Annotated in this window: 16 protein-coding genes and 1 pseudogene; all 17 read left to right on the plus strand. The window is 36.3% G+C overall.

What is annotated here, in order from left to right; genetic code table 11:
- Positions 1 to 10 precede the first annotated feature (10 nt).
- The 17 genes and pseudogenes from LI112_RS07145 to LI112_RS07240 all read left to right on the plus strand — a co-directional run bounded on the left by LI112_RS07145 (position 11) and on the right by LI112_RS07240 (position 18,618).
- Positions 11 to 844 carry a recombinase family protein gene (locus tag LI112_RS07145; RefSeq protein WP_319638617.1) on the plus strand — a complete coding sequence of 278 codons (834 nt, stop codon included), beginning with the start codon at positions 11 to 13 and terminating at the stop codon, positions 842 to 844.
- Positions 789 to 2,123 (plus strand): recombinase family protein, encoded by a 1,335-nt coding sequence (locus LI112_RS07150; RefSeq protein WP_227190451.1) that lies wholly within the window; start codon positions 789 to 791, stop codon positions 2,121 to 2,123. Before LI112_RS07145 ends, LI112_RS07150 begins: the two co-directional genes overlap by 56 nt.
- Before the next feature lie 124 nt (positions 2,124 to 2,247).
- Entirely contained in the window at positions 2,248 to 2,346 is a 99-nt protein-coding gene (locus LI112_RS18675) for an SEC-C metal-binding domain-containing protein (protein WP_227190421.1), read from the plus strand.
- A 39-nt stretch (positions 2,347 to 2,385) separates the two neighbouring features.
- Entirely contained in the window at positions 2,386 to 3,414 is a 1,029-nt protein-coding gene (locus tag LI112_RS07160; protein WP_227190422.1) for a zinc chelation protein SecC, read from the plus strand.
- Between the two features lie 82 nt (positions 3,415 to 3,496).
- A complete protein-coding gene (locus LI112_RS07165; protein ID WP_227190423.1) occupies positions 3,497 to 5,197 on the plus strand; it encodes an NACHT domain-containing NTPase in 1,701 nt (566 codons plus the stop codon).
- Positions 5,194 to 6,582, plus strand: a complete 1,389-nt coding sequence (locus LI112_RS07170; protein ID WP_227190424.1) for a hypothetical protein — start codon at positions 5,194 to 5,196, stop codon at positions 6,580 to 6,582. Before LI112_RS07165 ends, LI112_RS07170 begins: the two co-directional genes overlap by 4 nt.
- A 216-nt stretch (positions 6,583 to 6,798) precedes the next feature.
- A pseudogene (locus LI112_RS18480) lies at positions 6,799 to 7,149 on the plus strand (RNA methyltransferase); the annotation flags it as partial.
- Positions 7,150 to 7,256: 107 nt separating this feature from the next.
- Positions 7,257 to 9,410: an ATP-binding protein gene (locus LI112_RS07180; protein WP_227190425.1), complete on the plus strand. Its 2,154-nt coding sequence runs from the start codon at positions 7,257 to 7,259 to the stop codon at positions 9,408 to 9,410.
- Positions 9,407 to 10,000, plus strand: coding sequence for a hypothetical protein (locus tag LI112_RS07185; RefSeq protein ID WP_064787136.1), 594 nt, complete (start codon positions 9,407 to 9,409; stop codon positions 9,998 to 10,000). Before LI112_RS07180 ends, LI112_RS07185 begins: the two co-directional genes overlap by 4 nt.
- A gap of 11 nt (positions 10,001 to 10,011) precedes the next feature.
- Positions 10,012 to 10,674: an HNH endonuclease gene (locus tag LI112_RS07190; protein WP_064787135.1), complete on the plus strand. Its 663-nt coding sequence runs from the start codon at positions 10,012 to 10,014 to the stop codon at positions 10,672 to 10,674.
- Entirely contained in the window at positions 10,674 to 12,257 is a 1,584-nt protein-coding gene (locus tag LI112_RS07195) for an Eco57I restriction-modification methylase domain-containing protein (protein WP_227190426.1), read from the plus strand. The genes LI112_RS07190 and LI112_RS07195 overlap by 1 nt, the downstream gene beginning before the upstream one ends.
- Positions 12,258 to 12,558: 301 nt before the next feature.
- A complete protein-coding gene (locus tag LI112_RS07205) occupies positions 12,559 to 13,248 on the plus strand; it encodes a response regulator transcription factor (RefSeq protein ID WP_008120506.1) in 690 nt (229 codons plus the stop codon).
- Positions 13,224 to 14,489, plus strand: a complete 1,266-nt coding sequence (locus LI112_RS18155) for a HAMP domain-containing sensor histidine kinase (RefSeq protein WP_237976524.1) — start codon at positions 13,224 to 13,226, stop codon at positions 14,487 to 14,489. The genes LI112_RS07205 and LI112_RS18155 overlap by 25 nt, the downstream gene beginning before the upstream one ends.
- Positions 14,490 to 14,602: 113 nt before the next feature.
- Entirely contained in the window at positions 14,603 to 15,277 is a 675-nt protein-coding gene (locus tag LI112_RS07225; RefSeq protein ID WP_006426335.1) for an ABC transporter ATP-binding protein, read from the plus strand.
- On the plus strand, positions 15,274 to 17,703 hold the full coding sequence (locus LI112_RS07230; RefSeq protein ID WP_227190427.1) for an ABC transporter permease: 2,430 nt from the start codon (positions 15,274 to 15,276) through the stop codon (positions 17,701 to 17,703). The genes LI112_RS07225 and LI112_RS07230 overlap by 4 nt, the downstream gene beginning before the upstream one ends.
- A 95-nt stretch (positions 17,704 to 17,798) precedes the next feature.
- Positions 17,799 to 18,203: a lipoprotein gene (locus tag LI112_RS07235; RefSeq protein WP_176935808.1), complete on the plus strand. Its 405-nt coding sequence runs from the start codon at positions 17,799 to 17,801 to the stop codon at positions 18,201 to 18,203.
- Between the two features lie 118 nt (positions 18,204 to 18,321).
- Positions 18,322 to 18,618 (plus strand): hypothetical protein, encoded by a 297-nt coding sequence (locus tag LI112_RS07240; protein WP_227190428.1) that lies wholly within the window; start codon positions 18,322 to 18,324, stop codon positions 18,616 to 18,618.
- Positions 18,619 to 18,620: the final 2 nt, after the last annotated feature.

Genomic DNA, 18,620 nt, shown 5'->3' on the forward strand with positions numbered 1-18,620 from the left:
AAGCAGAAGCATGAATGAAAACAATAAATGGTCCATTCGGAAGAAGTTTGAGAGAGGGGAAGTGATGATTACCACTTCCCGCTTCCTCGGTTATGACAAAAACGAATATGGGGATTTGATTGTAAACCGAAAGGAAGCAGAAATTGTCAGTCTGACTTTTGACCTTTATCTAATGAATGTTGGCTCGTCAAGGATTGGCGAGCTGCTTGATTACCTGGGCGTGAAAACGGTGACGGGAACTACATGGGAAAGCGGGACCATCAATGGGGTGCTTTGCAATGAGAAATACAAAGGGGATTTTCATCTGCAGAAGTATTACACCCCTGAAAATAAAAGAAACCATACAAGGAAAAACAATGGGGAAGTGCAGAGTTATTACATTTCGGAAAATCACGAGCCAATTGTATCGCCGGAGGTATGGGAAAAGGTGCAGGAAGTCAGGGAACAGAGGAAGCGTGACAGGAATATCGGGCAGGACAGCACAATGAAGTTCCAAAACCGCTATCCCCTAAGTGGAATGTTGATTTGTCCTTACTGCGGAAAAACGCTCCGGCGCAGACAGGTTTACAAGAAGAAAATCCAATGGCTTTGCAGCACCTACATTGAAAAGGGAGTCAAGGCGTGTAAAGGGATAAGGATTGATGATGTCGAATTGCAGGGCTTGAACATTACGGAACAGACAGTGATTGAGGAGGTGGTTAAAAATGGCAAGAAGCATTACTGTTATACCAGTAAAGCAGATTTCGACTGCGGAATCAGGAACAGCACAGTCAGTGCAGAAATTGAAGATGGCAGCGTACTGCCGAGTGTCAACCGACCAAGAAGAACAGTTATTAAGCTATGAGAACCAAGTCAATTATTACACAAATTACATCAGTGAGAATCCACTCTATGAATATGCAGGAACTTATGCAGACGAAGGTATTTCAGGAATCAATACCAAAAAGAGGGATGAATTCAACCGTATGATTGCTGATTCCAGGGCGGGGAAAATTGACATGATTATTACCAAGTTCATTTCCAGATTTGCAAGAAATACGCTGGATTGCTTGAACTATGTGCGAGAGTTGAAAGATTTGGGGATAGGGATTATTTTTGAAAAGGAAAATATCAATACCCTCGATGCAAAGGGCGAAGTGCTGCTGACCATTCTTTCCTCACTGGCACAGGATGAGAGCCGGTTCATTTCAGAGAACTGCACATGGGGAATCCGCAGAAGGTTTGAAACAGGAAAACACAAAATGAGTACAAAGCGTTTTCTTGGCTACGATACGGATGAAACGGGGAAGCTGGTAATCAACAGGACACAGGAGCCGATTGTAATACGATTGTATCAGAAATTCCTGGACGGAAAAACAACCGATTACATCAAGCGGATTTTTGAACGGGAAGGTGTGAGAAACTGGGATGGAGGTACGAAGTGGCAGTCCACAACCTTAATGAGTATGTTGGAGAATGAAAAATACAAGGGTGATGCCTTGTTGCAGAAAAGTTATACGATGGATTTCCTCACCAAGAAACGTACACAGAACAAAGGGAAAATTCAGATGTTTTATGTGGAGGATGACCACGATGCCATCATTTCAAAGCGGATTTGGGAATGTGTACAGCTTGAAATAAAACGCAGGAAAAAGTATCTCGAGGAGCATGGGACAAACTCCTATTCCCATCGGCTGGAAAGCAATCCATTCGCATCCAAGATAATTTGCGGAGACTGTAATAAGGCATTTGCACGGAAAGGCTGGCGGAGCAGCACGGGCGTTGACCGTAAGGTATGGCAATGCAGTGAACGCTATAAGGTTAAAGGAGTCATGGGATGTGCCAACCGTCACGTAGAGGAAGAAACGCTGATAAAGGCTTATCTGATGGCTTGGAATGTATTAGTGGAGAACCGAGAGGATTTCATGGAGCAGTGGACAGAACAGCTTCAGAGCGAGAACCTATTGGAAGGTTATCGAGCAGAGAAGTTCATAGAGTACACCGATGGGGCAGAACCTTTGACAGAGATGGATACGGACTTCATGCTGAAAACGCTGGACCATATCAAGGTTTTTGAGGATGGAACATTGTTGGTGGTGTTTCTGGACGGAACGGAGATTGAATGTAAAAATGAAGAAGAGTAAGAACAGATGCCGATTGGGAGTTGCGATTCCTGATCGGCTTTTTTCTTGCTCTTTTTCGGATAGTAAAATGTAGGTGGATGTGGTAAAATATATAGCGTATTTGAAGTGAATAGAGGTGAGTCGGATGAATCCGTTAGCATATTTTAAGATATTTAATAATGAAGATTGCCCATGCGGAAGTGGAAAAAAATTTAAAGAATGCTGCAAAGGAAAACCAGATTAGCAGCCTATACAGAGCAAGAAACCTCCAGAAGTACAAATTATGGAGCAGATGAGAAAAGCTATGGTTAAATGCTGTATGCATCCCGACCAAAGCAATTGTAATGGTAAGATAAAAAATGCTCATGTACTGCAAAATAATAAAATCATATCATTACTCGCAGGGACTGAACGCCATGTATATACTATGGATAAAAAACGACAACCACTTATTATACCTATTGAGGGCGAGGAACCGGAAGTGATGGTGGAGTTCTCCAAGGTTAGTGCGAATGATGCTACAACAGAAACTTGTTTTTGCGATAGACATGACAATATTGCCTTTGCTGTTATTGAAAAAGGAGCGCCAGATTTTGATGTAAATAGCGAACCAATGAAATTTGTCTATGCATATAAAGCCTTTATTTTTGAATACTATAAGCAGGAAGTTTCACATAAAATTTTTCAGCAATGTTTTAAGAAAAGACCACCTGTTTTTCAACTACCGCAGATGGTTGGCTTATATAAAGTGTCGCAATTACGCTTGAAAGAGTTTGAACCTGTAAAGAGGCATTTCGATTCAGAGATATTGTCTGGCACATACAATGGAATAGAGACTTGTGTAATAACTATTCCAGAAAGAATTAATTTTGCGAATTATGCATTTATAGCACCGGATTATGATTTAAATGGTAGAAGGATAAAGCATACTAAAAAAGGTGTCATGCATCGAATTGCTATAACTGCTTTTCCAGAGGATACAAAGTCATATATACTGTTGAGTTGTTTATCTACTGAGAAACATATTTATGCCAAGTTTTTTGAACAAATAAATAATGCACCTTTAGAAAAAATCAAATATTATTTTTCAATGATTTTACCTTTATTTTCGGAGAATATGGTGTTAAGTCCGGTTCTTTGGAATAAGTGGGATGATGAAATAAAAATGGCGTTTACTTTTTATGCAAATCTGAATGGAGAAACATTCAAAAGGTACAGTATTGCAATAGGAATGGGATTGAGAAATGCAGCAAATAGTAAAGTTCCATTTGATTACAGTAAAAGAGGAAAAATAGATTTGTTTAAGAAATAAAAGATTTTATTATCAAGAAACTTTCATAGCATGGATTATAATAAAAATACTTGCAGAAAAATAATAGTTGGAAAGGAAAAAAATGGATAGAAATACAATTGGAAATGAAATCGAGGCTGAAATAAATGCAAGCTATAGATATAAAAATTTGAGAGAACTTATAGATATACTGCTTTCAGTAATTATTCTGAAAACAGGAAAAAAGGAATTGGTAGGTATTGAAGAAAGACTGTATGTTTCCTTAGGTAAAATTTTTGATGGGGAGACTACTATAAATGATATAAAACTGTGTTTGTCTAATGTCATCAAGATAGAACCTCTTTTGAAAAAAATGATTTTACTTATTGATGAAGATGAATACGATAAGATAGTACAAGAGAATTTGGGTTTAGCGCATGTAATTGCTCAATTAGGTCTTAATCCAGATAATAAGAAATTAGATCGAAAGCCAGAGGACTATTTGTGCGATGGTAATTATATGGAACATGTAGCAAGATCATATGCATTAAGAAATAGTGAGTCGCACACATATGTAGGTTGGACACGAAGAGAAATATATACCAATTTGGATAGTGTGCTGATAACTTGTTTAAGAGCAGTAGAAATAAATAAAAAGGCATTGATCAGTAATCTGAAAAAGAAGAGTATTAATAATGAATTGAATATTGAAAATTACTTAAATGAGATTACACAGCAATTAAAAAAAAGAATGTCTAGATTTATTCATATAAGGGGAGAAGAGAATTTTTCTGTATTGGGTAGTTATGTTATCGAATATCAGGATGATACATCTGATTCTAGGAGAAGAAAAGGCACTGTTGAATACTTAAGAGATAATAGTATACCAGAACGAAGGATGATGATATGGGGCGAAGCTGGTATGGGGAAGACTACGACATTAGAATATTTAACATACATGGATGCAAAAAAAAGATTGAAAGATTCAAACTATAATATTCCCGTATTAGTTTTATTGGGAGTTATGACAAAAGCCACGTATACAATAAAACAGTATATATGTGATAAACTTGATATTGGGGTAGATATATGTGAATCTCTTTTAGAAGAAGGAAAAATCAATCTATTTTTGGATGGTTTAAATGAAATACCAGCTGATGGAGGTAGCAATTTAAAAACTTTAAGAATGCGCGAGATAAAGCAATTACTTAGAGATTATCCCAAAACATTTATTATAATTACTAATCGTCCACAAGATACTAGGGATTTTAATAATGTGCCAATTTTTAATTTGATAAAATTATCTAAAGAAGAAATGAGAGATTTTATTAAAAAAAATGTAGATGAAGAAGACGTGAAAGAACTTTTGTTTACCTCAATTAATGGAAGTGAGAGATTTGTGCAAATAATAAATACGCCATTGATCTTATCGAGGTTAATAGAGATTGTGCGATATAAGAAGGAAATTCCACATAGTGAAGGTGAAATTATCGCTGAATTTCTGAACTGCTTATTGGTAAGGGAAAAAGAAGAAAAACAGGATGCACGATTGGATATAAAGCGAATAATATACCTTTTGAGAATGATTGCATTTGAGAGCCTCGAAAAGAAAGAAGCAAATTCAGGAATGACAGAGTCAGAGGTACTGAAGTATTGTTCTAAAAGTATGGATACATATAGATTTCAGTATGATGCATTATATGCATTAGATATAGTTTTGCAATTAGGTATATTAGAAAAAAGAGAAGATTTATATGTATTTTCGCATCAGGCATACCAGGATTACTATTATGCTATGGAAGAATTGGCGGTGATACAGTCTTGAAAATAAGAAAAAATCAAATTAGAGATAAGTGTCAATCAGATAAGTATTATGCCTCAATAAAATATATGGCACACAGTTTGCGTGGTAAAGATAGAGAAAATTTTATTATTACCGTTTGTGACCTTAATATTTATTTGGGGTGTATATGTGCTTTGACATGTGAAAAAAATGCAACGGTTGAGGAATATATCTGGAAAACTTTAAATAATTATTTTGAGCCAAGAAAAATAAAATTTTATGATAAATCTAGTGGGATATGGAAAGAAAATATAAAAAAACTGAATAGTAAAGATATTACATATTACCTTCTTGCATGCAATGTGATGGGTAATATGAAAGCGATAAAATGGTATATTTACAATCATGAAGTTGACAAAGCTATTATAATTCAGTTGGCAAAAAATATGAATGAAGAACAACTGGTAGATTTAATATACACACTTTATAGATCTTCTCAAAATTGGGATAAAATAAGAGGCATTGGTTCTACTAAAAGTTTGTTTCTGTATAAAAATGATCCGAGAATAAAAAAGATTCTTAGTGGGTTATGGTATAAAGATAGAGATGCATTTATACAATTAGCATACGATACAGGTTGGTTGGGAGATTTGGGAAAAAAGGCTCGCAAAGGAAAACGTATTTTTATCGAGTGTTTAGTTGGAGCAAATAAACTGCTGTTAACTATTGAGTTAATAGAAGAAGTGTTATGTGATTTGGAAAGTGATGAGAGTTCATATGATACTTTATTAAAATTAGTTTTAAAGGAAAAAGGTGAGCGAAAACAATTTGCATATATATTGTATATTCAAAAAATAAATAATGGATATGTAATGAATGCTAAAGATTATGCTATTTTGAAGGGTTTAGGAAGGCCATCGCAAAAAATAGTCAATTATTTTATACCTTTTTTCTTAGATTTAGTAAATGGAGATTTTAGAACTAATATCAATCTTTTTGAATTAGGAGATGCCTTATCAAATGTTATAGTAAAACCAAATAAGATAACACCCAAAGTTGGATATGCACGTAATAAAAATTTGAATATAGCATTAAAGACTACTAAAAATATAGATTTGAAAAAAGTACTATTCTTTTACTTTAATACGACAATGTCCGTTAAAGCAAGTTTGGATGAGTTATTTAGACTTTTGAATATGTATCATGATGTTCAACCAAGTGAGTTAATACGAGAACTAAAATCATTTCCAATATGGGTAAAGGCAACTGGAATAGAACAAGGCAAAAGTAATAATATAACAACGGAGAACTATCTTAAAATCGAGTCGCAAATTGGAATCGGAAATGTTATTTTAATGTCAATTGTTGACTATGATTATGTTTTAAAAGAATTTATTGCCAAGCCATATACTGGCTCTATTTTTTAGAAATTAAGATAGTCACAGGAAGGGCAGACAGAGGTATGTAAGAAATAGTAGTTATATGCATAAATAGAGGCTATTACTATGATACGTTTATCTCTTTGCCCCTTTGTTGAAAAAAACACTAGAATGTGGGGTAAACGCTATCCCCCTAAGTGGGGTATGAACCTTTTCGCAAAAGGTGACGGTTTCGCTATTTAGTATAAGAAGTAACTTTTACCGCATGTGGAGACGGTAGTACTGCTTTCCCACAAAAAGCCAGACGGACATATCAACGTAAAAGTTGAGTTTGGTGATGGTGAGGGAAAAGTTCCGCTTGATAATATCGCTAAAAGAGCCGAAGAATACAAGCCCAAGGAATGAGTGACCTACAAAATGATAAAGGAGTACATAGAAGCTAAATATGGCTTCAAGGTACATACCGCATATATCGCAGAGGTAAAGAGAGATTTAGGCTTGCCGATGTACGATGCTCCTAATGCGGTAGAAGAATTGAAACAGTCGAGGAAGCATCCGACAGCGGAGAAAGTGGAAGCGATAAAGGATGCGTTGAGGTATTTTGGACAAGCGTAAAAAATGATTTTTAGATTTATTTGAGAGATGTATGAGGGATTATATCAATTTCTTGTAGAGGGTATAATTACTATAAAAGAGTTGAGTGCTGATTCGGAGGGCGATCCATGGAAAAGTTAAAATATATTATTGAAGATAGTACAATTGCAGAAGTGCTGGGAGTACAGAATTTTACAAATGAAGAATCTGCAATATTAGAGCTAGTAAAAAATGCATATGATGCCCAGTCACTAGATGTTGTTATTATCATTTCTAAGAGTCGGATTATAATTGAAGATAATGGAATTGGAATGAATCGTCAAAAAATACTTGGGGCGTGGATGCATGTTGGTATAAGTGATAAAAAATATATTATAGGTGCGGGAGAGACTGCGAGGGTGTTGGCAGGTTCCAAAGGAGTCGGTAGATTTGCTATAGCTCGACTGGGTGCAAAAGCCAGTGTTTATACGAAAATGGATCAACAAGAAGCAGTTTTGTGGAAGACTGATTGGAATACAAATACTTTGGAAACTTATCAGGAGATAAAAGAAAGAGGTACAAAAATAGTTATCGAGCAGCTTCGGGACAATTGGACAGAATCGAGAGTTCGTAATTTGCGTGAATTTTTGTCTAGAACTTATAATGATGATAAAATGAAAATACAGGTAGAATATAAAGAAGACAGAAAAGCTGTAACGCGATATTTTGGGAAAATACAGTTAGGCGTTAACTGCGTTAGTGTAATAAGACTACAGTATCTTGCAAAATTTCAGAAGCTAGTATGTGATATAGAATCAGATGAATTTAAAGAAAATGTAAAAAAGTTATGTCCAGATATTGATACAAAAGAACAGAAAATAGAACTAAATATCGTGGACGAACTGGGTGAAATGAAAAATGATTTATCTGAAGAAGCAACTCTTGAAGAATGGAAAGAGGTATTGGAAAATGTGGGCGATTTTTCGGCTGAATTGTATTTTTCGTTAAAAAATCCTTCTACATTTGATGCGGAAAAGTATTTTTATAAGCATAGAATATTGGTTGATCGGTATGAAGCGGGTGTTGTTTTGTACAGAAATGCATTTAGTATTTCATCTTACGAAGGTAAGAAAGACTGGCTTGGATTTGGGAAAAGGTCTAGAAAGTCTCCAGCAGCGGCCAGTCACCCTACAGGCTCATGGCGTGTTCGTGAAAATCAAATGTCAGGTAAAGTTATTATTGATAAAAAGGAAAATAAAGGATTATTTGATTTGATGAATAGACAGGGGTTAGTAGAAAATGATATTTATAAAGTGTTTATTGCAATTATTATTGCGGGGATAAATTCTTTTGAAAGGTACCGACAAAGCATAGTTCGCTGTATTGCAAATAAATATAACGAGTCAAAAGAAGAAAAAAAGCCCAAAGTTATTGACAATGTAATAAAAAATCCAGAAAGATTAACAGAACTGTCATCAGAAGAAAAGAAATTGTTTCTTGACGAATTGGAACAGATGAAAAAAGAAAATAGAGAAAGTAAGAAACAGATGGATGAAACAGAAAGAAGGTATAAATATGATATTCGTCTGCTGAATATGCTTGCCACCTCTGGATTAAAAGCAACTTCTATTGCACATGAAATGTATAATGATAGAAATAGTATTGACGAGAATGTCGATTACATTATTAGAGCATTAAAAAGATATGAGCTTTGGGATGCTGTGAATGAGCCTGAAAATATGAAGTATATGCATAGAGATGTTCCGGCACTTTTAGAAAAAAACAGAAGAATTAATAGGAAAATTATTACCTTTATGGATGTGATGTTGTCAGAATCTGAAAAAGAGCAGTTTGTGCCAGAGGATATTAATGTATATGAACTTTTTAAAAATATAAAATTTGTTTGGGAAAAGGACTATTCATGGATTAATATTCAATTGCATATAGAAGAAGGATTAGAATATAGAAGTGCTAAAGATATTTTCAGAGTGATATTTGATAATTTGATATTGAATAGTATACAACAAAATGATGCTGAAAACATGCTGGAAATTCATATATATGTTGAAAAAAGAGGAAGATATATTAATATGGTGTATAAGGATAAAGGGAAGGGACTTTCAGAGAAATATAAGTTTGATCCCATGCGTATTTTGGAGGTGCATGAAACATCAAGAAAAAAAGGTCATGGAATAGGGATGTGGATTGTGAATAATACGATTGCTAATACAGGCGGAAAGATATTAAAAATTGAAGGGTTAAATGGATTTAAAATTGAATTTATGTTAGGAGATAAAATATGAAAATAAAAGAAATAATAAACCTTGTTTATATTGACGATGACCGAGACGAGGCAATATCCTCTTATTTAGAGGATATTTATCGGAATGATAAGTATGAGGTGAGATATCAGGAAGTTGAATTTGAAGTTAACAAAGGTTATGAAGGTTTGTTGGATTCTCCAGAAGTAGCTTCTGCAAACGTTATACTGATTGATTCTAGATTGTTTGAAAACGATAGTGTAAAATGTAAAGGAAAGTTTTCGGGGGAAGAATTTAGAATGATATTGAGAAAAGTATTTCCTTTTATTGAGGTGTTGGTAATTTCACAGAATGGTGAAAATAATGACTTTGATATTATCCCAAAGTATAGGAGTGGAAGTTCGGAGACATCAAAGGAATACTATGAACGAGTGTTAAAAAGCAAAATAGATGAGAGTATAAAGAGAGTAATTACATTTCGAAATATTTCTAAAAAATTGGAGAGCAATAAAGGAATTGAAAAGTTTTTGATTGAAAAGACAGTGGATTCTTTAAATGGGATAAATGATTATGAGGATTTGTCTAAAGAGGATATTGATAAATTAATTATCGCTTTCCAGAGTATGGAATAGGAGCAAGTAATATGGCAAGAGATAATGATTATAGAAATACAACATATTGTCCCGTATTGGATAAGGTAGAGGAACAAAAAAATGCTTTAGAAAAAGAAATAAAACTAGCGTTTCCACGGACAAAGATAATATATAATAAGGTGAAGGAGCGGAATAGTGAGTACCATAAAAAATTTGCGAAAATATATAATAATAAGTGTGCATATTGTGGTGCTATGTGGGGACTTCTGCCAGTAGAGTCTTTTGAAGTTGATCATTTTTTTAATGAGGCTTCTTTTCCAGATACAACAGCGGGAAGGACAGAAGCAGGTAGGATGATTAATCTGGCATGGGCGTGCATATCATGTAATCGTGGAAAACGTGGGATTACAATCAAGCCACCATATGATGATTTGCTTAATGTAGATAACGGGAATATAGCAACTGTTTTTAAGAGAGATGAAGACTATTACATTCAGATTTGCGATACATATCAGGATGACGAATTCGTACAACAATTTTACGATGCCCTTCACTTAGGATATGAGACAAGACGTTTAGACTATTTGGGATTGCAGATTGAGGGCAAGTATCAGGTTGAAAAGGATGAAGAATGTAAACGCAAACTAGGTGAAACGCTCAGCATTTTATTAAAGAAAAGAAATCGTATGGCAGTGACAGGCGGAATACAATAATGAAAAAGATAGAGGATAAGTTATCAGGCTCTTATTATACGCCATATAGGACGATTCAATTCATGAAAGAATATTTGGCAAGAGAGCATAAAATATATGGCAAAGTGTTAGAACCGTCAGTGGGGGATGGGCGATTTTTAGATGCCTTTGAAAAGGAAAAAAGTATTGAAAAGATTGTGGCCGTAGAATTAATCGAAGAAAAGGTAGGACAGTTAAAAAATAGAGGTTATCTAGAGCAAGTAGAGATAGTTGCAGACGACTTTCTAGATTTTGCAGAGAAGACAAGTGAAAAGTACCAGTTGATTATTGGAAATCCACCATACATTAATATTAAAAATATGGAAAACAATTCAAAAGAAAAAGCAAAAGAAATATGCGAGAAATTTCAATTACCTAATTCTTTAATGCAAAATATGTGGGTTGCTTTTGTGCTAGCAGCGGTATCTTGCTTGGAAAGAGAGGGAACTATTTTTTTTGTGCTCCCGATGGAGTTTCTTCAGGTTCAATACGCAGAGAAGATTAGATTGTTTTTGGAAGAACATTTTGATACAATACATATTCTGTCTTTTAAAGAAAGGATGTTTCCAAAAATAGAACAAGAATCTTGTTTGGTTTATTTGACAAATGAATTTAAGAATCAACCATATATTAATTTTAAGATTTATGCTCAATTAGATTCAGATTACCCATATTATTGCTCTAAAATTCAAAGAAATAAACCATTGAAAAAATGGACGAATGCCATTCTTTCAGATGAAGATATTGATTTGTTGAACATGATTGACTCAAAATACAAGAAGGTTTCCGAAGTGTGTGAGGCCTCGCCTGGAATTGTAACTGGAGCAAATAATGAGTTTATTTTAACGAAAGAACAGGTAGAACAATTGGAGTGCCATGAGTTTGTTTTACCGACAATTGCTAAAAGTATTATAGTAAATGGTCAGTTTATATTAACTCAAGATGTAGTTGAAAAAATCGGAGAAAGAGGGAATAGAATTTATTTATTGAATCTATCACATGTTGATAAAAAATTACTTTCGAAATCTTTGAGGGAATATTTGACAACTATTGGAGAAAAACAAAATGCAGCGGAAGTAAAATTAAAAGACAGATATAAATGCAGAAATAGGAAACCATGGTATGGAGTACCAATTGTACGAAATGGTGATCTTTTTTTCTTTAAAAGGTATGATAAAATTCCAAGAATATGTGTAAATGAAACAGATCTTTATACAACAGATATTGCTTATAATATGAGATTGGATTCTGCATATGATAAAGAGAGCATGGCATTTTGCTTTTATAATTCATTGACATTAACTCAATGCGAATTTTATGGGCGGTATTATGCTGGAGGCGTTTCAGAATTAACGCCAAGTGAGTTTAAAAGACTGGCTATTCCTTATCGGAAGATTGATAAAGATGATATTAAGCAATTATCAGAAATGTTTAAGGCAAATGAAAATATTGATAAAATTATTGCATTCGTTAATTTAAAGACAATAGAAAAGGACTGGGAGCATAAACAAATATTAAAACTAGATAAAATGCGGAGAAAATTGATGGAAAGGAGATTGCCGTAACAAGCAATACTTGTGTGAAAAGGGTTAGACGAACGGTATTTGTACTGTAATAATATTGCCTAGATATCTGTAGTTTTGTGGGGATATGTTTTAATTTGATACACATGTCGAGACGGTTGTTCTTTTGTCCCAACTGAAATAAAAGCCGGATGATTACATTAATGTCACGATTGAACTTGATGATATGGATATAACATCTGCAGAGACTAAGGCTACATATGATGAGATAAAGAGAGTGCAATTGTGGAGGCATTGAAGCATTTTAACGATGAATAAGTTAATAAAGAGAGGTGCAGATGCTATGCCAGGTATACTCGTGGTTGAAGATGATGAAAATTTAAATCGTGGAATTACATTTTCACTGAAAAAATCCGGATATGAGGTTTTTTCAGCAGAATCAGTGAAAAAAGCGAAAAGAATTGCAAGTGATAATAATGTGGATGTTACCATTTGTGATGTGAATCTTCCGGATGGGAATGGACTGGAATTTGTAAGGTGGATGAGATGCAATTATAATACATACATTATTTGTCTTACAGCACTAGATCAGGAGATGGATCAGGTCATGGGATATGAAGCAGGGGCAGATGATTATATTACAAAGCCGTTTAGTCTTTCGGTACTTCTTTTGAAAATAGAAGCACATTTCCGCCGCAGACAGGAGAAAACGGAAGCCGGAAAGATGATTTCGGGAGATATCGTATTTATCGCAGGAGAAATGAAAGTCCTGATAAAGAGTCGTGAAATCAGTCTGACAAAAACAGAGTTGAAAATGCTGACTTTTTTTCTTCAGAATCCGAAACAGATTCTTTCAAAAACACAAATATTGGAAAATGTGTTTGATCTGGAAGGGGATTTTGTGGATGAAAATACAATCGCTGTCAATATCAGAAGACTCCGTGAGAAAATCGAAGACAATCCGGCTGCACCGGTCTATATAAAGAATATCAGAGGTCTTGGGTATATATGGAATCAGGAGGTAAGGCAGTGACAAAGAGATATCGCAAGAAGATTACAGTAGTGCTCTCCTTGGTATTACCTGTCATATTATTGTTTGCAATATTAAATTGCTTTACCACGTATGTGTTTTATGAAGATTATAAATATAAAATGAATCTTATGACAGAGATTGCTGCAAAGGAAGAATTTTCCGGGCTGGATGCTGTTTCGGAATTGCTTAAGGATAAGGATATTGAAACTAACGAACAGGGAAGGCGATTATTGGAGCAATATGGATACTGGGGAAATAAAGGGAATGCATTTTATTCGCAATTCCAGCATCAGGTTATGGTGATCGGTGCTGTAAGCACTGTGATATGCGTGTTTCTTTTGACTTTTTTACTTTATTGGAAGAAAAAAGAAGATGCGTGTCATCAGAAAATTTTAGACCAGTTGGAAGAAATTCTGATCAGATTCCGTGAAAATAAATTTAATGATTTACTGAAAACGGAAAATCATGCAGAACTGGAAAAATTGAATGACCAGCTTGAAGCAATCGGACATCATATTCAGTTGATAAAGGAAGAAGCAAGGGCAGAAAAGGAGAACACGAAAGAAATGGTTTCTGATATTTCTCACCAGTTAAAGACACCGGTTGCAGCTTTGGATACATGTTTTAGTGTGCTGATGCAGAATGACTTAAGTGCCACAGAACAGGAGGAGTTTCGTATCCGTTGTCGGAGTGCTCTGGATGGACTGGAGACATTATTGCAGTCGCTTCTTGAAATATCCAAGATGGAAACTGGACTGATTCAGATTAATAAGAAAAGACTTCCGCTTATGGATACTGTCATATCTGCTGTGAACCGCACTTATCCTAAAGCGGATGAGAAAGAAATTGAATTCGTTTTTGACTATGAAAAAGAGCTGGAAACATGCACGATTATGCAGGATAAAAGGTGGCTTGGTGAAGCTGTGATCAACGTTCTGGATAATGCGGTCAAGTACAGTCCGTGTGGTTCAAAAATATTTATCCGGTTACAAAAAAGAAACTATCTTGTAAGAATGGAAATTGAGGATCAGGGAATTGGTATTCCGCAGAATGAGTATCACAAAATTTTTCAACGATTTTACAGAGGAAGTTCCAAGGAGGTCATGGAAAAGAGTGGTACAGGAATCGGACTTTTTCTATCGAGAGAAATTATCGAAAAACACGCAGGTACGATTACGGTAACCTCCGGCAAAAAGAAAAAAGGAAGCACGTTTGTGATTCAATTACCATATGTTGGCTAAATTTTAAGTGAGCAGAAATCTTACAATTCTGTAAGACTTCTGCTCGTTTTTTGAAAGTGAAATGAAAGATTGCCCTGATACAATTTGGATGTAGGATGAAAAGGAGGCAACACATGAGTGTGATATTAGAAACCAAGCAGCTTTGTAAGTTTTATGGCGCAGGTGAGAATCAGGTTAAAGCGGTCAATCAGGTGGACATTCAGATTGAGCAGGGAGAATTTGTCGCAATTGTTGGAAAGTCAGGTTCCGGTAAAAGTACATTACTTCATATGCTTGGAGGGCTAGACACCCCGACAAAAGGCAGTGTTACTTTAGCAGGGAAAGATTTATACAGGATGAAGGAAGATGCCCTTGCTGTTTTCCGCAGAAGAAAAATCGGATTTGTTTTTCAGGCATTTAATCTGGTTTCATCTGTTAATGTCTGGGAAAATATTGTACTGCCACTGGGACTGGATGGAAGAAAAGTGGATGAAGCGTATGTAAATGATATTATTGCAACTCTGGGGATTGAAAACCGGATTTATAATCTGCCAAATCAGTTATCCGGAGGACAGCAGCAGAGAGTAGCAATTGCAAGAGCACTGGTGAATCGTCCGGAAATTATATTTGCAGATGAGCCGACAGGAAATCTTGATTCTAAGACCAGTGATGAGGTAATCGCTCTGCTTAAGATGACAGCAAAAAAATATGGACAGACAATTGTAATGATTACCCATGATGACGAAATTGCACAGGTCGCTGACCGTATTCTGGTGATTGAGGACGGACAGGTGGTGGATTTCAGATGAAGACAATAAGCAGGATTGCATATAGCAATGACAAAAGGAACAGGACAAGAAGTATACTGATCATGATGGCAATCTGTCTGACCACGATGCTGCTTGTTATTATCAGTACTGTGGGAAATGGGGTAATTCATTTACAGAAAAGTCAGGCGGCAGGATCATATGGAAGCAATTATGGTCTGTTTGTTTCCGCAGACGGATCGCAGTTAAAAGAAGTAAACCGCCGTGCGGAAATAGATGCTACAGGCACTATGTGCACCGAAGGTATCATAAAAGGCAATGAAAAAGGCGGGTTTGTCTGCATGGATGAGACTGCAAGAAAAATGCTTCCTTATAATAAAGAATATGAGTTGAAGGAAGGAAAGTATCCGGAAAAAATGCAGGAAATTGCCGCAGGAAGAGCATTTTTTCGTGCAATGGGGTATGGTGATGTAAAGATCGGAGATACGGTTACACTGGATTACCGCGCAGGGATGCAGTCAGAATATAAGCCGGAAGAATTTGTTGTCAGCGGAATCCTATATGATCGGGATGAGTATACCATCGAGGCATCTTATGTTGCTTTCGGGTCGCAGGAGTTTTATGATGAGCACGTCGCAGAGAATGACAGGCAATATAATATCTATTTTACCTTGAGCGATTCTGCAAATGTATCTATGAATAATGTTGCGCCTGTTATAAAAGAAATCGCGGATTCCTGCGGCATTGACCAGAAAAACGTGATCATCAATGACCTCTACCTGCAGTGGGTATTGCAGCCGAGCTATGAAATGATTGTGGTTTGTGGAACCCTGATCCTCGGAATCGTGCTGTTTTCCGTTGTGGTCATTTATAATATCTTCCAGGTCGGGATCGCCCAGAAGGTTCAGGAGTACGGAAAAATCAAGGCGCTGGGTGCAACCAGAAAGCAGATGAAGCAGTTGATCTTTCGTGAGGGCATTCTTCTGGCGGTTCCTTCGATACCGTTGGGGCTGCTGTTTGGTTTCCTGATTGCAAAAGTCAGCTTCAACTGGCTGGTGGAGCAGGGAAATCTGGTATCGTCCGGAATCAAGAACCATCAGGTGCCTCTGTTTTCACTGACAATTATGCTCATCTGCATTTTTGTATCGTTTCTTACGGTCGTTTTGGCTCTGCGCAAACCCATGAAAATTGTTTCCCGGATTTCACCCATCGAAGCGACACGGTATCTTGACGGCTCCAAAACGCAAAAACAGGGCAGACGAAAAGGCAAAAAAGATGTCACCGTTTTTTACATGGCAATGGCAAATGTGACAGGCAATCCGAAAAGAACCATTGCTACGATTCTTACCATGGGGCTTTCCTGTGTATTGTTTGTAATTATCTCTAATTATGTTGGGAATATTGACACGGAGCACGAGGCGCGGATTGCAATCAACCATGGACAATTTGAGTTGCAGCTGGATTATTCCCAGAATTATGATGAAGCCTATCCGGAGAATAATCTGGATACGATTCTGACGGATAATCCATTGAATGATTCAATGATTGAAGAAATCAAAAGCATTCCAGGAGTGACAGATGTCATGACGAGAGAGATTGTCTCTGTAAATCTGAACGGAACAAGATTTCCGGCTGATATTGTGAGTAAAAATGATTTTGATTTTATGCGCCAAGACGGGGATATTGGCTCTATGGACTATGATCAGGCGGTAAAGAATGGTGAAATTTTCTTTGGCTGGTCGGCGTGGATGGAACAAGATGGATATGCTCCGGGTGAATCTATTGTATTTGACTTTGAGAATGGAAGTGAAACCTATACCTATCAGGGAAAGATTGCAGGATCCTTTGTAAGCGCGGACACTTATCTTGTCATTCCGGAAGGTGTATACCGTTCCATGAATCCGAGGGGAACAGCCTATGGCTATCTGTGGGTGGACTGTGATAAAAAAGATGTTGCATCTGTGGAACAGAGTCTGAATACTTTGATTTCTAATACTTCGCATATAAAAATGGATACCTATCATGCACAGTTACAATCTGCAGAATACGCAAGCCGTATGATGAAGCTTGGCTGCTATCTGTTCATGGCAATTGTCGGTCTCATTGGGTTTATGAATCTGGCAAACACCATGATCATGAATATTACGACAAAAAAGCAGGAATATGGTATATTACAGGCTGTGGGTATGACAAATAAACAATTAAAATTATGCCTGCAGTTACAGGGACTGATTTTTACGGTTGGCACCATATGCGTAGCTTTGATCATTGGTCTGCCGCTCGGCTATGCACTTTTTTCCTATGCAAAACATAATGGGATATTTGGAATGAATGTCTATCATGTTCCAATTACACCAATTCTTGCTATGATTTTGCTGGTCAGCCTTTTGCAGATTGTGCTTTCCTGCGTTTTAAGCAGTAATCTGAAAAAGGAAACGTTGGTTGAAAGAATAAGGTATCAGGGATAGCAAGTATTGCTGGGATATCCTCAGTATCATAACAGGAATTAAATCTCTTAAAACAGGTGAAATCTCAATCGAAATTGATGGAGGTAGTGTGAATTATGAAAAAGATTGTATGTGCAATGCTATGTATTCTGCTTGTATTTAGTTTGAGTGCTTGTGGCGGAAATGTTAATGAAGTAAATACGCATAATGTAGAATCTGAAATATATTCTGAGGAGGACATTGCAGCTGCTATTGACACCATAAAAAAAGAGTTTAAGAGCAACTGGAATGGATGTACTCTTACAGAAATTTATTATGCAGGGGATGACAGCTCTAAAGACTATCAAGATTGGGCAGATAGGAACAATGCAGATGAAGTCATTGTTTTGCTATCTTCATTCGATGTTGATTCATCTGGAGGAGATGGTTCTCTGAATCCAAATAGTACATACAATGATTGGAAGTGGATTTTAGTTAGAACAAATGGCGGACAATGGCAACATGTTGACCATGGATATTAAAATAAATTCAGGTTTGTCGGAACACTACTAATACCACACTTAACTAAATAACAACGCAGCGTCAGAGCGTATGGGAAAACCTGTACGCTCTTTTTTATCAAAAATGGAGGAGAATCACATGGAAGAAACAAATGTGACAATGACTACAGAGGAAATGCAGGGTGAGCCTGCAGCAAAGGAAAATGAGACAAAGGCGGAGAAGTTTATTCGTATTGGCGAGTACCGCATGAATAAGGCGGTGAATGCCATTGGCAGGTTGGAAAATCTTGCGAACCGAGGTTCCTACGAGTATACACAGGAACAGGTAGATGCTATGTTTCAAGCATTAGAGGGGAGGGTTGCGGAAGTTAAGGCAAGGTTTACGCCTAAGAAAGCGGTTGAGAGTAAGATTTTCAGCTTTGGTACAACAGAATAGGA

This window comes from Blautia sp. 210820-DFI.6.14 (genome assembly GCF_020558815.1).
Classification (GTDB): domain Bacteria; phylum Bacillota; class Clostridia; order Lachnospirales; family Lachnospiraceae; genus Blautia_A; species Blautia_A obeum.

Excerpts from the sequence above, each read along its gene's own strand:
- LI112_RS07165 (WP_227190423.1), top strand. The coding sequence starts at position 3,497 with ATGGATAGAAATACAATTGGAAATGAAATCGAGGCTGAAATAAATGCA.
- LI112_RS07205 (WP_008120506.1), top strand. The coding sequence starts at position 12,559 with ATGCCAGGTATACTCGTGGTTGAAGATGATGAAAATTTAAATCGTGGA.
- LI112_RS07235 (WP_176935808.1), top strand. The coding sequence starts at position 17,799 with ATGAAAAAGATTGTATGTGCAATGCTATGTATTCTGCTTGTATTTAGT.
- LI112_RS07225 (WP_006426335.1), top strand. The coding sequence starts at position 14,603 with ATGAGTGTGATATTAGAAACCAAGCAGCTTTGTAAGTTTTATGGCGCA.
- LI112_RS07150 (WP_227190451.1), top strand. The coding sequence starts at position 789 with ATGGCAGCGTACTGCCGAGTGTCAACCGACCAAGAAGAACAGTTATTA.
- LI112_RS07195 (WP_227190426.1), top strand. The coding sequence starts at position 10,674 with ATGAAAAAGATAGAGGATAAGTTATCAGGCTCTTATTATACGCCATAT.
- LI112_RS07185 (WP_064787136.1), top strand. The coding sequence starts at position 9,407 with ATGAAAATAAAAGAAATAATAAACCTTGTTTATATTGACGATGACCGA.
- LI112_RS07160 (WP_227190422.1), top strand. The coding sequence starts at position 2,386 with ATGGAGCAGATGAGAAAAGCTATGGTTAAATGCTGTATGCATCCCGAC.
- LI112_RS07190 (WP_064787135.1), top strand. The coding sequence starts at position 10,012 with ATGGCAAGAGATAATGATTATAGAAATACAACATATTGTCCCGTATTG.
- LI112_RS07240 (WP_227190428.1), top strand. The coding sequence starts at position 18,322 with ATGGAAGAAACAAATGTGACAATGACTACAGAGGAAATGCAGGGTGAG.
- LI112_RS18155 (WP_237976524.1), top strand. The coding sequence starts at position 13,224 with ATGGAATCAGGAGGTAAGGCAGTGACAAAGAGATATCGCAAGAAGATT.
- LI112_RS07180 (WP_227190425.1), top strand. The coding sequence starts at position 7,257 with ATGGAAAAGTTAAAATATATTATTGAAGATAGTACAATTGCAGAAGTG.
- LI112_RS18675 (WP_227190421.1), top strand. The coding sequence starts at position 2,248 with ATGAATCCGTTAGCATATTTTAAGATATTTAATAATGAAGATTGCCCA.
- LI112_RS07230 (WP_227190427.1), top strand. The coding sequence starts at position 15,274 with ATGAAGACAATAAGCAGGATTGCATATAGCAATGACAAAAGGAACAGG.
- LI112_RS07145 (WP_319638617.1), top strand. The coding sequence starts at position 11 with ATGAATGAAAACAATAAATGGTCCATTCGGAAGAAGTTTGAGAGAGGG.